This window comes from Aeromonas sp. 600886 (genome assembly GCF_049174935.1).
Taxonomy (GTDB): Bacteria; Pseudomonadota; Gammaproteobacteria; order Enterobacterales; family Aeromonadaceae; genus Aeromonas; species Aeromonas veronii_A.
Genome location: NZ_JAAKUB010000007.1, coordinates 110,798 through 124,877 on the forward strand (window position 1 = coordinate 110,798; position 14,080 = coordinate 124,877).

Annotated in this window: 11 protein-coding genes; 10 read left to right on the forward strand and 1 reads right to left on the reverse strand. The window is 47.5% G+C overall.

Annotated elements, in window-relative coordinates; all coding sequences use genetic code 11:
* Positions 1 to 19: 19 nt before the first annotated feature.
* The 10 genes from G5179_RS07845 to G5179_RS07890 all read left to right on the forward strand — a co-directional run bounded on the left by G5179_RS07845 (position 20) and on the right by G5179_RS07890 (position 12,180).
* Positions 20 to 970, forward strand: coding sequence for a UDP-glucose 4-epimerase family protein (locus tag G5179_RS07845; RefSeq protein WP_421258175.1), 951 nt, complete (start codon positions 20 to 22; stop codon positions 968 to 970).
* Positions 970 to 1,995: an MraY family glycosyltransferase gene (locus G5179_RS07850; RefSeq protein WP_421258150.1), complete on the forward strand. Its 1,026-nt coding sequence runs from the start codon at positions 970 to 972 to the stop codon at positions 1,993 to 1,995. The genes G5179_RS07845 and G5179_RS07850 overlap by 1 nt, the downstream gene beginning before the upstream one ends.
* Positions 1,992 to 3,977: a nucleoside-diphosphate sugar epimerase/dehydratase gene (locus tag G5179_RS07855; RefSeq protein ID WP_227340924.1), complete on the forward strand. Its 1,986-nt coding sequence runs from the start codon at positions 1,992 to 1,994 to the stop codon at positions 3,975 to 3,977. The genes G5179_RS07850 and G5179_RS07855 overlap by 4 nt, the downstream gene beginning before the upstream one ends.
* A 30-nt stretch (positions 3,978 to 4,007) precedes the next feature.
* Entirely contained in the window at positions 4,008 to 5,264 is a 1,257-nt protein-coding gene (locus tag G5179_RS07860) for a lipopolysaccharide biosynthesis protein (protein WP_421258151.1), read from the forward strand.
* A gap of 8 nt (positions 5,265 to 5,272) precedes the next feature.
* Positions 5,273 to 6,040 (forward strand): glycosyltransferase family A protein, encoded by a 768-nt coding sequence (locus G5179_RS07865; RefSeq protein ID WP_421171999.1) that lies wholly within the window; start codon positions 5,273 to 5,275, stop codon positions 6,038 to 6,040.
* A 1-nt stretch (position 6,041) separates the two neighbouring features.
* On the forward strand, positions 6,042 to 7,136 hold the full coding sequence (locus G5179_RS07870) for a glycosyltransferase (protein WP_421258152.1): 1,095 nt from the start codon (positions 6,042 to 6,044) through the stop codon (positions 7,134 to 7,136).
* A complete protein-coding gene (locus G5179_RS07875) occupies positions 7,133 to 8,266 on the forward strand; it encodes a glycosyltransferase family 4 protein (RefSeq protein WP_227340920.1) in 1,134 nt (377 codons plus the stop codon). The genes G5179_RS07870 and G5179_RS07875 overlap by 4 nt, the downstream gene beginning before the upstream one ends.
* 18 nt (positions 8,267 to 8,284) lie before the next feature.
* The gene (locus tag G5179_RS07880) at positions 8,285 to 9,565 is read left to right on the forward strand and encodes a sugar transferase (RefSeq protein ID WP_421258153.1); all 1,281 of its coding nucleotides are present in this window, start codon (positions 8,285 to 8,287) and stop codon (positions 9,563 to 9,565) included.
* Positions 9,566 to 9,582: 17 nt separating this feature from the next.
* Positions 9,583 to 11,310, forward strand: a complete 1,728-nt coding sequence (locus G5179_RS07885) for a Wzy polymerase domain-containing protein (protein WP_421258154.1) — start codon at positions 9,583 to 9,585, stop codon at positions 11,308 to 11,310.
* Between the two features lie 459 nt (positions 11,311 to 11,769).
* On the forward strand, positions 11,770 to 12,180 hold the full coding sequence (locus G5179_RS07890; RefSeq protein ID WP_216954269.1) for an H-NS family nucleoid-associated regulatory protein: 411 nt from the start codon (positions 11,770 to 11,772) through the stop codon (positions 12,178 to 12,180).
* 535 nt (positions 12,181 to 12,715) lie between these two features.
* On the opposite strand, the gene G5179_RS07895 is transcribed toward G5179_RS07890, so the two are convergent.
* A complete protein-coding gene (locus tag G5179_RS07895; RefSeq protein ID WP_421258155.1) occupies positions 12,716 to 14,080 on the reverse strand; it encodes an efflux transporter outer membrane subunit in 1,365 nt (454 codons plus the stop codon).

Consider the following 14,080-nt stretch of genomic DNA (forward strand, 5'->3'; position numbering starts at 1 on the left):
AATGCCTATCTCAAACTGTATGTCCATACCTAGAATTCTTGTCACAGGTGCCAACGGATTTGTAGGCAAGGCGGTCTGTGAACACTTGCTGGCTCTGGGGGCGAATGTTAAAGGAGCGGTGCGAAGTCACCCGCTGGCTTCTTACCATGTTCAGGCTCCCTCTCTGACTGCGGATGCCAACTGGACAGCCCAATTGCAACAGGTGGATGTGGTTGTTCACTGTGCTGCCAGGGTGCACGTGATGTCGGATACCGCGACAGATCCCCTGGCAGCATTTCGAGCGGTGAATACAGAGGGCACCCTAACGCTTGCTCGACAAGCGGCTGAGGCTGGGGTGAAGCGCTTCATCTTTATCAGCTCGATCAAAGTGAATGGCGAGCAGACCGAGCCAGGCAAGCCATTTGATGAGAATGTGCAAAGTCCGCCAGAAGATCCCTATGGACGCTCGAAGTATGAGGCGGAGCAGGGGCTGATGGCACTCGCGAAAGAGTGTGGTATGGCTGTAACCATCATCCGTCCTCCTCTTATTTACGGGGAAGGGGTGAAGGCTAACTTTGCCAGCATGATGACGTGGGTGCGCAAAGGGATCCCGCTACCCTTTGCCCGTTTGACCAATGCGCGTAGCCTGTTGGCGTTACCTAATTTGTGTGACTTCATTGCCCATGCGATGGAGCACCCTGCCGCAGTGAACCAGGTCTTTTTAGTCGCAGATCCTGTCGCAGTGTCGACGTCTCAGTTGTTGGCGGCGATTGCAGAAGCAGAAGGGGTTAGCTGTCGGCTCTTTTATCTCCCACCAGGAGTAATAAGAGGGCTTGGACGCTGTTTGGGGATTGATGCCAAGCTACAACGGATTTATGGCTCTCTGGAAATGAATACCCGCAAGGCTCAGAGCCGATTACAATGGTCGGCACCCTATTCGCTCTCTCAGACCTTATCTCTGATGGCGTCAATCCATAGTGAGTCGTCTTGATGCTGGCATTTGTTTTGTTGTCGATGTTTTGTCTTTTTCTTTCAATTACCATGACCGGCCTGCTCAGGCGCTACGCCCAGACCCGCTTGCTTGACCAACCCAATCATCGCAGTTCGCATCAGATGCCTACCCCGAGAGGCGGTGGCATGGCTATCGTGGCGACCTTTCTGCTGGCAGCCCCGTTGTTTGTTACCCTGATCCCACTGCCCGCCGGCATATCCCAGAGCAGCTTTGCATTGATATGGGCTGCGGCGCTGGGCATTGCATTGGTTGGTTTTATCGATGACCACATCTCTCTCAAGCCTCGAACCCGCCTGATTGTGCAGAGCATGGCGGCCGCTTTGGTGGTTTCTGCGGTTAATGGTTTGCCAGCGCTGACCTTCTTTGGTTGGCAGCTCGATCTGGCCTGGTTTGGTTACCTGCTGGTCTGGCTGGGGGTGATCTGGTTTATCAATCTCTACAACTTTATGGATGGCATCGATGGCTTGGCGGCAGGTGAAGCCGTTGTCGTCTGTCTGTTCATGACGTTATTTCACTATCTGGTTGGGGGGGAGTGGTCGTCTGCCAGTTTGATCCTGCTACTGGGGATTTCGGCGGCTGGCTTCTTGTGCTGGAATTTTCCGCCCGCCAGGATCTTTATGGGGGATGGTGGCAGCGGATTTCTTGGCTTGATGCTGGCTTCCCTGATGCTGCTGGATGCCGCTTCTGCGCCTCAATTCCTGTGGGCATGGCTCGTCATGCTCGGAGTCTTTGTGGTTGATGCGACCTGGACGTTACTGAATCGCTATCGTCTGAAATGTCGTCTGAGCGAGGCGCATCGTACTCATGGCTATCAATATCTGGCGAGGCGTTGGCAGAGCCATCGAAACGTAACCTTGGCTGTGCTTCTTATAAATAGCCTCTGGCTTGCGCCGATCGCTGTCATGATTGTATTGGGCCAGCTCGATGGTGTGAGCGGTCTGGTCATTGCCTACTTGCCGTTAGCTTTTCTTGCGTATCACCTGAATGCAGGAGTACCAGAATGAGAAATGAGCTTTTACCCGGTGGGAGCTGGCTACTGACTTGCCTGGGCTCCCTGTCACGAGCCAGCAAGCGTGTCATCTCTGTCGCCGTTGATATGCTCTTGATCACCATGACCTATTGGGGTGCGTACTGGATCCGGCTTGAACACAACTGGCCAATCGATAGCCCGCATCACTGGGCACTGCTTGGCGCAATTATCATTGTCAGCATCAGTTTGTTTGTAAGGCTGGGGCTTTATCGCGCAGTGCTGCGATACGTCAGCTTTCGGGTGCTATGGACAATCTCGCTAGGGGCATTTCTTTCAACCTGTTTCTTTGTTCTCTCTGCGTTTTACTTTGATATCTTTCTGCCGAGAACGGTATCTGTTATCTATCTCTCCTTTTTGGTGTTACTGGTTGGCGGTGTGCGGCTGTTTTTCCGGGCGCTCCTTAATACCACCCGTTTGGCTCGTACCCAGGTATTGATCTATGGCGCGGGCTCTTCGGGTCGACAACTGCAAATGGCCTTGTTGCAAGGTAATGAGTTTTATCCCGTCGCCTTTATTGATGACGATCCCGCCAAACAGGGATGCGTGATCCAGGGTTGTACCGTTTATCACAGTGCTCAGCTGCCAACTCTGATTGACCACCATGGGGTGCAGAAGATCTTGCTGGCTATGCCGAGCAGCACCAGGGCTCGTCGTCAGGAGGTGATTAATGCACTTGAGCCCCTCTCTTGCGAAGTGCTCTCTATCCCGGGAATGGCCGATCTGGTCAATGGCTCTGCTCGCATAGATCAGCTCAATGAGGTTTCCATCGACGATCTGTTGGGCAGAGATCCGGTAGAGCCTGTGACCACCTTGATGGAAGCCAATATCAAGGGCAAAGCGGTCATGGTGACAGGTGCCGGTGGCTCTATTGGTTCTGAGCTCTGTCGCCAAATCTTGCGGTGCCGTCCATCCACTCTGGTACTGTTCGAACTATCCGAATACGCCCTCTATGTCCTGCACAAGAACCTGCGGGAGCAGTGTCAGCGTGAAGAAATCGAAACGGATCTGGTGCCGTTATTGGGTTCAGTACAGCGCCAGCATCGTCTAAAAACGGTGATGCAGAGCTTCAGGATCCAGACCGTCTACCATACAGCTGCTTACAAACATGTCCCGCTGGTTGAGTTCAACATCATTGAAGGGGTACGTAACAATGTATTCGGCACTCTTTATGCGGCACAGGCGGCCATTGAGGCAGGGGTGGAAACATTCGTGCTGATCTCTACCGATAAAGCCGTGCGGCCAACCAATACCATGGGCGCCAGCAAGCGTCTGGCCGAATTGATCTTGCAAGCCTTGACCCGCGAGAAGCACAGCACCCGTTTTTGTATGGTGCGCTTTGGCAATGTTCTTGGATCTTCCGGCTCAGTGGTGCCGTTATTCAGACAGCAGATAGATAAGGGGGGGCCTATCACCCTGACTCACCCCGATATCATCCGTTACTTCATGACGATACCTGAGGCTGCCCAGTTGGTGATCCAGGCCGGCGCCATGGGGGAGGGGGGCGACGTCTTTGTGCTCGATATGGGGCAACCGGTACGGATCATGGAGCTGGCCAAGCGCATGATACGCCTCAGCGGCCTGACACTGCGTGATGAGCAGCGTCCCGATGGTGATATCGCCATAGAGGTGACGGGGTTGCGGCCGGGCGAAAAGCTCTACGAAGAGTTACTGATTGGTGATGATGCCAGAGGAACCGAACACCCCAGGATCATGGTGGCACAAGAGAGCTGGCTGCCCTGGTCCCGACTGCGCCCCTTGCTGGCCTCGCTGGATGATGCTTGTCACCGTTTTGATCAACAGCAAGTGCGCGAGATCCTGATGCATGCTCCTGCTGCATTCGAACCGACGGATGGTATCTGTGATCTGGTGTGGCTAGCGAAGCAGCAGCATACAATAACGGAGAACATCGTGAAGCTACCAGTACACAATGTTAATTTTTTGCTGGCTAGAAATTGAGTTACCTGTTTCTATAATGAGGCAACTTGGATGCGATTAGGCCTGGTTGTGGCATTTTATCGAGAATATGCCGCAATTATTACTAATGTTAGTATTCTATTATTTGAAAAAATGGTGACCATTGGGTTGGTTTTTTTTTGCGAGGGGGTAATTAGTCATCTACTCGGTGTGTCATTATATGGGAAATGGCTATATTCGCTTAATGCCGTCATTTTATTGTCATCAGTTACATTGATTGCCGGCTCGGAAGTTGTTGTTCCGGCATTAGTTCGGCATCCTCATTTGCGTTGGAAGATACTATCTTCAGTATTTGTTTTTCGTCTACTTTTCGCTTTGGTTGCTTTGCTTGTCACATTAATCTACGCAAATTTTATTGTCGCAGATCAAGATGTAAGATTAATGCTGATGCTATTGGCACTGGCGCTCATTTTTAATGAACCATTTTCAGTAATAGCCAACTACTATCAAGCCACCACAAATATAGGTGTTGTTGTAGCGATTCGTCTTGCAATTTTATTATTAAGGGTGCTTTTGGTAAGCCTCGCTTTTTTACTTTCATCTTATGTCATCATCTATTCAAGCAGGGCAATAGAAGCAATGTTTTTAGCTATGTCACTGAGTTGTGTTATTTATTTTAGAGGTGGCATCTGGGACTGGCATAAAAAAGTGGCAGTGGTAATGTTAAGTCGAGGTGGGGCGCTCTGGGTTCCATTAATGCTGATGCTGATTTATATGAGGATTGATCGCTTTTTCATCGAGCATTACTTAGGGTATGAACAACTAGCCATGTATGGTGTGGCTAGTCAAATGCTAGAGCAGGGCGTACTTGTACTTGGTATAGTTGTGCAGTCTATAGCCCCAATGATGTTATATGGGCGCAGAGTAAAAAAAATACATACGGTTTGTTTAGGACTGTTATTAGTTGCATGTATCTTGCAATTAATGGGTTGGTTATGGCTACATGAAATTGTCTATTTTATCTTTGGGAAAGATTATGAGTTAGCAGCAGATTTAGCCATTATGATGTTGCCTGCGCTTTCTTTTTTCGCTGTGGATAGCGTTTTAATGCAACGATTATACCGTGACAAAAAATATTTTTTGATAATGTGCAAGTGGTTCTTTCTATTAATTATAAGCATATTCAACTATTGGCTGTTGCTAAAAGTATTTCGTTCCGGTGACATTTACATCGTTTACATAACTAATGCTTTTTTGATGATGGCTGCGACGATGTCGATATACTTCATTCATCAATATAAAGGTTGCGTGTGTAAGGTCGTGCAATGATAACAATAATGACGCCAACTTATAACAGAGCATATGTTTTACCAAGGTTGTATGACAGTTTGTGTCAGCAGACAAGGCGGGACTTTGAATGGCTCGTAATCGATGACGGTAGCACTGATGGTACCGCCGAGCTTATTTTTGATTATAGAGTTAAATCTGACTTTCCAATCAATTATTTTTATAAAGAAAATGGAGGGAAGCATCGCGCTATAAATGAAGGTGTGGTTCATGCGACCGGTGATTGGATTATCATTGTGGATAGTGATGACTTATTAACTGGTGATGCTGTTGCCAAGCTATATGATGTTATGAATCATATTAGCTCGGAATTTGTTGGGATGTGTTTTAGAAGAGCAACATTATCTGGTCATATAATTGGTATCTCCGACACCGCATGGAGCAAGTCAATGGTAATGCAGCCCATCATGGCAGGGCATATATTACAAGGTGACTTGGCTTATGTTTTTCGCACTAATGTTATGCGTGAGTTTCCTTTTCCTCAGTTCCCGGGCGAAAAGTTTGTACCAGAGTTATATATATGGAATAAAATTGCCGATATAGGTAAGATAGTTTTTTATGTAGACCAAGTAATATACTTGTGTGAATATCTTCCTGATGGCTACACCTCAAATTTTAAAAAAAATCTAAGAAGTAATCCATGTGGTTTTGGTTTGTTTTATCGAGACCAGGTGATCCGAGATACTCGATTGTTCGGCAAGGTCAAAGCATGTGTCAGAAGTCTCCAGTGCATTCTTTACTGTTGGTTGAAGAGATAGCATGAAAATTGCGATGGTAATCACAGGCCTTGGTATGGGGGGCGCTGAACGACAAGTGTGCGATTTGGCAGATCAATTTATTAGGTTGGGCCACCATATATTAATTATCTCGATGACCAGTGAAATTAGCAATCGCCCACATTCGACTGCAGCAAACATCGTTTCACTGCAGATGAGGAAAACTCCATTTAGTGTTTTCAAAGCATACTGGCAGGCGATCAGGTTACTTAATCAATATAAACCGGATGTGGTGCATAGCCATATGGTGCATGCAAATATTTTTGCTCGGTTATTACGATTATTTGTATCATTTCCGAAGCTTATCTGCTCTGCACATAGTGTTAATGAGGGAAGAGGGTGGCGGATATTGGCATACCGGCTTACCGAAAGGTTATGTGATCTTAACACAAACGTAAGCCAAGAAGCTGTTGAGGCTTTTATTAAACAAGGTGCGGTATCTGCCGGGCGAATGAAAGTCATGTATAATGGTATTGATACGGAGCGTTTTTATTTTAACGCCACAGTCAGAAATAAATTACGCTCTCAGCTTGGGATTGATGACAATAACATATTGTTAATTTCAGTAGGCAGACTGACCGCTGCCAAGGACTATACAAATTTGCTTGTTGCATTTGCGATGTTATCTTCGAGATCCAATAATGTTAAGTTGGTCATCATAGGTGAGGGTGAGGAAAAAGAATACTTAACCACAATCGCTAGCGCACAAGGGATTAGCGAGCGAGTTCATTTCTTGGGGCTGCGCTATGATGTTGAAGATTGGATGAGTGCAGCAGATATATTTGTGTTGTCATCAGCTTGGGAGGGGTTTGGTTTAGTTGTGGCTGAGGCTATGGCTACTGAGCGGGTAGTGGTTGCCACCGATTGTGGTGGAGTGAGGGAAGTGGTTGGCTCTGCTGGATTGCTTGTCCCCTCTAAAAATAGTCAGCAGCTATTTACCGCGATTGAGCAGGCTATGATGCTTTCGCCGCTTGAGAAAGAGGTGATGACTAGGGAGGCTCGGATTCGGGTTATTAGCCATTATTCAATAGAGACTATCTGTCTGCGTTGGTTAAATTTGTACCAGGACTACACATGAGCAAACATCTTTGTATGGTGAGCAATACAGCGTGGTCAATGTGGAATTTTCGCCGCGGATTATTATCTGCACTTATACAACATGGATATCGCATAACCATTGTTGCTCCACCTGATAATACAGTTTTTTCGCTCTGTGATTTGGGGTGTTCATTTATACCGTTGGCACTATCCCCTAAAGGAGTCAATCCAATTGTTGAACTAAAATTAATATTTGATTTCGTAAGAATATATAGAAAAATTAATGCGGATTTAATTATCCATTATACGGTAAAACCAAATATATATGGTTCTTTTGCTGCACATCTTTGTCGCACACCTGCCTTGGCTATAACCACTGGGTTAGGATATGCCTTTATGAATGATGGTTGGGTGCCCAAAGTAGTAAGGTTGCTTTATAAATTCGCTTTTAAATATCCTAAGCTAGTCATTTTCTTAAATGAAGATGATCGCCTTGAATTTGTATCAAGACAGTTGGTAGATAAAAGAAAGACTCTGTTACTGCCTGGCGAGGGCGTTGATTTGAGTTTTTTTTATCCTTCAGAAAAATTTGCTGAAGATGACTCGGTTAGTTTTTTGCTCATTGCGCGGTTGTTATGGGATAAGGGGATTGGAGAATATGTAGCAGCCGCAAAGCAGATTCATATTCGTCATCCAAACATAAAGTTTAAATTGCTAGGCGATGTTCAGGCTGATAACCCACGAGCGATCGGATATGCACAGTTGCATGAATGGATCAATGACGGTGTGCTGGAATATCTCGGTACTACACATGATGTTAGGCCTATCATAATGGAAAGTGATTGTATTGTGTTACCTTCTTATCGCGAAGGATTGCCAAGAACTATGATCGAAGCTGCTGCAATGGCAAAGCCAATTATTGTTACCGATGTTCCTGGATGTAGAGATGTACTGCTACATGAGAAAACCGGGTTACTCTGTCAAGCTAGAAATGTTTCATCATTGGCTGATGCGATGATGACATTCATACGAATGACTACAGCTCAAAGAACCTTGATGGGTAATGCTGGGAGGCAATTAGTTAGTGCCAGATTCGATGAGAAAAAAATCATTGGCATATATTTTGACATATTGGCTCAGCATATCGATGGCGCTCAGCCCTGTGGTTGATAACTGAATGAGTTTTTCATGATAAATAATAGCTATTATCCATATGGTGGTCGTTGGTATGACCTTGTACGGTTTAATTATACAATAATGTTCTTTTTTACATCCTTGGTATCAACATTATTACCTGCATTTTTGTTTTGGGGCGAGGACTTTTGGAATTTCCTTGATGATGTAAAAATAAATTCACTTTTAGGAATCTTTATAACATGTATTACTACTGGTTTTTTCCTGAGTCGAGTGCTTTGCTATCCTGGAGTTAATGCTTTATCTTATATGATTCCAACAGTAACCGCTGTGTATGGAATATTATTCGGTGTGTTGCTGCTGTTTCGTCTTGAGTATAGTAGGCCAGTAATTATAAGCTCGTATATATTGGTTTTAGTATCTTGCTGGCTTATTTATTACTTAGGGGCACGATCTGGCAAGGTTAAGTATTCTATCATCCCGGTTGGTAATTATCAGAAACTGTGTGCCTTGACTGCTGTTGAATGGAATATTCTTCACAAACCCGATTTTTCTCTGTTTTGTGGTAATGCCGTAGTTGCTGACTTTCACTCATCTGATTTGACGAGTGAATGGCAAAGGTTATTAACTGATTTCGTTTTGTTAGGGATACCAATCTATCACAGCAAAACTATATATGCATCATTAACAGGCCGAGTGAGCGTTGAGCAATTATATGAAAATGACTTGGGTTCCGCTATTCCCTCGTTGTTTTATTTCTTTTTAAAAAGACTAGCTGATCTTTTGGTTGTTATAATGGCACTCCCCTTTTTTATGCCGGTGTTACTTATAACAGCAATATTAATAAAGCTGGAAAGCCCTGGCCCTGTTTTCTTTAAGCAAAAGAGAGTTGGGCTGGGTAATAAAGATTTTGTAATATATAAATTTCGTAGTATGCATGACAGTTCATCATCAGACAATGCATATTTTGCTCAGGAGGTTGACAAACGGATTACTCGTGTTGGTAATTTTATTCGTAAATATAGAATTGATGAGCTCCCGCAATTCTTTAATGTTCTTAAAGGGGATATGAGCTTGATTGGTCCACGGCCTGAACAGCGTTTTTTTGTGGAGAGGTTTGAGTCTGAATTACCATTCTATATGTATCGTCATATGGTTCGTCCTGGTATAAGTGGATGGGCTCAGGTGATGCATGGCTACTCAGCTGATACAGATAGTACTCGTATAAAATTAGAATATGATTTTTATTATATTAGAAATTTTTCGCTTTGGCTTGATCTATTAATAGTAATCAAAACTATTAAAACAATGCTGACAGGGTTTGGGGCTCGTTGAGTATACGGAAATAATATATGAGCAGCTTGTATTGGATTTTATCTTCATTATACTGGTTACTTGGAGTGCATTTTTTTATGCACAACCCGGGAGGAGCAGGGCTATATCTGCCCTTTAACGCATGGGGATGGGTGTTTGCCTCGCTGGCTATTGGATTAGGATTGTGGCAAGTGACGTTACGCCAGCGTCTGCTCTTTTCTCCATTACAAGCGGGCTTATGGATAGGGGCACTCTTGCTACTGCTGCCGATGTTCTATCCAGGTTTTGCACTCAGGGATTATGCCATTCCCAGATTATTGGGGCTTTTTGCTGGTCTGCTGTTTTTATTCGGGCTCTATCAATGGCGCTTCAATCGGTTGCAGCGTGATCGCTTGCTCTATATCGTCCTGATAGCGATCGCGATGGAGGCTTTACTCGGTCTGATACAGTTCTATCTGTTGACACCCGGTAACTGGATTGGCTACGACACTAAAACCAATCGTCCTTACGGGATCTTTCAACAGCCAAACGTGATGGCAACCTTTATGGCAACTGGTCTTGCCCTTGCTATTTGGCTGGAATTACGCCGAGAGGGTGGTCGTTTGCTGATGGCTCTGCGCTATGGCGTCATTCTATCAGCAACACTGTTGCTGGTTGTTTTGCAATCCCGAGTGGGTCAACTTGGCGGTCTGCTAGCTCTGTTTTTATTGATACCGCAACTCCATCGCCATCGATTGCTATGGCGTATGTTGGCGCTGGTTATTTTTGCGGTGGCCCTTGGCCTGCTATCACAGTACTGGATGGCAGGCGCAAAGCGCGGGTTGGAGATTTATCAATCTGGTGGTATGCGATCTATTTATTGGCCTTATGCAGCCAAGCTGATTGCCGAAGCACCATGGAGTGGTTGGGGATACGGCAGTTTTGAATCTGTTTTTCTCCATCACTACATGGCTGATAAGGCGCTGAATCCATCTATGGTGCAGATTGAGTACAATCTTGACCATCCCCACAACGAATTCCTTTATTGGGCTGTTGAGGGAGGGGTGGCTCCCATGGTTGGTATGGTGATTATGGGGTGCGCATTATTGTGGCGCCTTACGAAGGTGCGTTGGGTAAATGCCATGGCACTGCTTGCCCTGGTGACACCGATATTGCTCCATACTCAGACGGAATATCCCCTTTACCATGCAATCGTGTTGTGGTGGTTGTTGCTGACGCTGATCTATGTCGTTGACACCGAGATTGAAGAAACCCGTTTCGTGAGTTGCGGTAGCCCATCGTGGTTGGACATTGAGTATCGCCCCTGGTTGTTGCTCCGATTTATGGCAATAGCTATCCCTCTATTGGTTGTCCCATTTATGCTGACAGCCCTTCATACTGCCTGGGTCGTCACCAAATACGAGCGGGGAGGTTATAAGGAGCCGACGCTCTTGCTGGAGATTATCAATCCTATGGCATGGCTGACACGAGTTGAATTTGATGTGAACTCGGTTCGTCTGATGGTCGGTTTGCAGACAAACAACAAGGATGAACTGGAAGCTTATCTGGAGTGGGGGCAGGCCTTCGTACTTCATACACCACGTGCTAATATATACACCAATATGGTGACAGCACTTAACGCTCTGGGTCGCAAAGAGGCAGCCGATGCGATGCGTCTGGAAGCGCTCAGACTCTATCCTGCGGAACCTCTGCTGAGTGGCTCTGTAGCTATACCGGTGATCAGTGGTGTTGATCAATCTGCACAAAGTAATGCTCGCGCAAATTAGCGTAATTTAACAACCGGGTAAGATCGGTTATGTTAAAAAACAGATTGTTTATTTGTCTTTAGATATATGGGCTGGTGTTGTAAGCTTATGATTTTTATGGATAAAAATTATGGCCTTTTAAGTCGTCGTTGCTGAGGAATTGCTTTGTGGCTTTTTTATTTCACCTTGATGGGTAACTGGGCGGGGGGGGGAGGGCATATCGGGTGTCACTATAAAGAGAATCTTCTGACTGCATGCAGTGGGATATTAATGAGCCCTGTAATATCTGAGATCATCATCTGTCAGATTGTATAGCAATCACAACTGAGCATTGATTTGTTATCACGCTTCGCGTCAAGAGAGTATGGTGAGTGAAAAATAAAAAAAAGGAGTGTAAATACAGAAAACGGTATGTTGTTATCAATTGTCCATGCTATTCTGACACGGTAATCCCTGTGACCGACTTTTTGTGAGGAAATAATGAACGAGTTTCTGAAAGTTCTGCTGAACATTCGCAGTCTGCGTGCGGCTGTTCGTGAGCTGCCGTTTGAGCAACTGCTGGAAGCTAAAGAGAAGTTTGACCTGGTTTACCAAGAGCGCGCCGATTCTGTTGAACAGGAGCGTGCTGAACAGGAAGAGCGTCAGCGCAAGCTGAATGAATTCACCGAAATGCTGCAGCAGGCTGGTATTGATCCTCGTGAGCTACTGGCGACTGCCGCTGCTCCGGCTGCTGCAACTGGCGCAGCCAAGAGCAAGCGAGCTCCGCGTCCGGCTAAATACAAGTACGAAGAAGATGGCCAGGAAAAAACCTGGACCGGTCAAGGCCGTATGCCGAAAGCCATTGCTGCTCAAGTAGCATTGGGTAAAGACCTGAACGATTTCCTGATCTAATTCGTCAGGTTCAGAGATTGAATAATGCCGCCCTCGGGCGGCATTATTTTTGCCGTTTTACTCGTGGTTATCCAACCAGTATTTCCACCTCATTGTTATCTGCATTCCTCGTTTGTATCCTTTCTCTCTCGCCTTACCCGCAGTTCCTTTACTCAATATCATTCGTTGTTTACGATTAATTTTGTCCTGTGGCTCACCAACGCGATATCGCTATTTGTATGCGTTGTGCTGATACGAGCTTCGGATATGTTTCTCACGATTCACGGTGCGTCGTTCGGCAAGAGAGAAAGCCCTCTGCAGATGAAATATCCGGTAATCGTTATCTCCGTTCAGGGAGCGTGAGGGATAGAGAGCGCCCCAAGGTAAGGCCGGGATATTCTGGGTCGCCAATGCATGTAATTGGCTGCGCTGTCATACCTGCCCCTGATGATGGGCAATGGAGTTCGGTTGCCGTGTGGGCGAGGGAATTCTGTGCGGTCTATGGCGATGGCATCCCCCACTCTGCCGGCAGAGTGGGGGATGGCCAGGTGAAGTGCTATCGGGGCATCACACTATCGCTGCCACCCAGCGCACGATAGATTTTGGCAGTGGTGGTGAGCTGCTCTTTTTGCTGGGCCAGCAGGCTCTGCTGGGCATCCCACAGCCGGTTCTGCTCATCAAGCCAAGCCTGTACACCGGTCGCACCCGCCTGGAAGCGAGCCTTTGCCAGGCGTTCGGCCTCCTGGGCATAACTCAGCTGCTCCTGCAGATAATCGAGTCGCTGCTGGCCATAGTGGCGGGCGGACAGATTGTCTTCCACTTCCACCAGTGCGGTGTAGAGCTGTTTGCGAAACTCGGTTTCAGCGATCTGGTAATCCAGCTTTGAGCTTTCGATGGCGAGCTGGGTGCGGTTGTATTCAAGGAAGGGGAGGGTAAGGCTGGCTCCCAGCGTACCAACCGGATTTTGCAGCACTTGCGCCAATCTATCGGATGCGGTGCTGGCGCTGCCGGTCAGGGTCAGGCTGGGGTAGAAGCTGGTGCGGATCTCATCCCCTTTAGCCAGCGTCTTGCGCAGCCGCAATTCGGCCGCTTTGACATCGGGGCGGCGGGCCAGCACATCGGCCGGAATACCCACCGCAAGTTCAGGAATAGCCTGCTTTGCAAGGGAAGCGGGTGCATACTCCAGCGGCCCGTTGCTGCGGCCCAGCAACAGACGCAGGGCATTGCGAGCCTGCTCCTGCTGCGCCTTGAGGGAGGCCAGCTCAGCCTGCTTGCCTGCCAGTTGCTGGCGTGCCTGCGCCAGATCGAGTCGGGTGATGGCGCCTGCCTGGTATTTGGTTTGGGTCAGCTGCTCAGTTCGCGTCAGGTTGGCCAGCTGCTGTTCTCCGAGTGCGATGGCAGAGCCGAGATAGCCGAGCTGCCAATACTGCTCCAGAGTATTGCCAATCAGCAGGAGTCGGGTGCTGGCGAGATCCTGCTCGCTTGCCGCCGCCTCCCAGCTTGCCTGATCTCGCACCGAGGCAAGCTTGCCCCACAAATCCACATCGTAACTGAGGCTCAGCGAGGGGCCCAGACTGTTGGTGCCTTTGCCGCTTTTCAGATCCTTGTTGCCACTGGCTGCGATAGTGCCATTGACCGAGGGGGTGAGGTTGGTATCGGCCTGCTCGGCGCCCAGTCTGGCGCTTTTGAGCTTGAGGGCCGCCACACGCATGTCCGGGTTAGCGGCCAGAACCGCCTCGACCAATTTGTCGAGCTGGGGATCATGAAATTCCCGCCACCAGGGGCCAGCCTGCGTAGCCAGTTGGGTGCCCTCTGCCTGTTGCCATGTGGGGGCAATCGTCAGCTCGGGTCTTTGATAGGTGCTGTGCTGACTGCAGCCGCTGAGGGCCATGCAGAGAGCCAGCCAGGAGAGTTTGTGCAT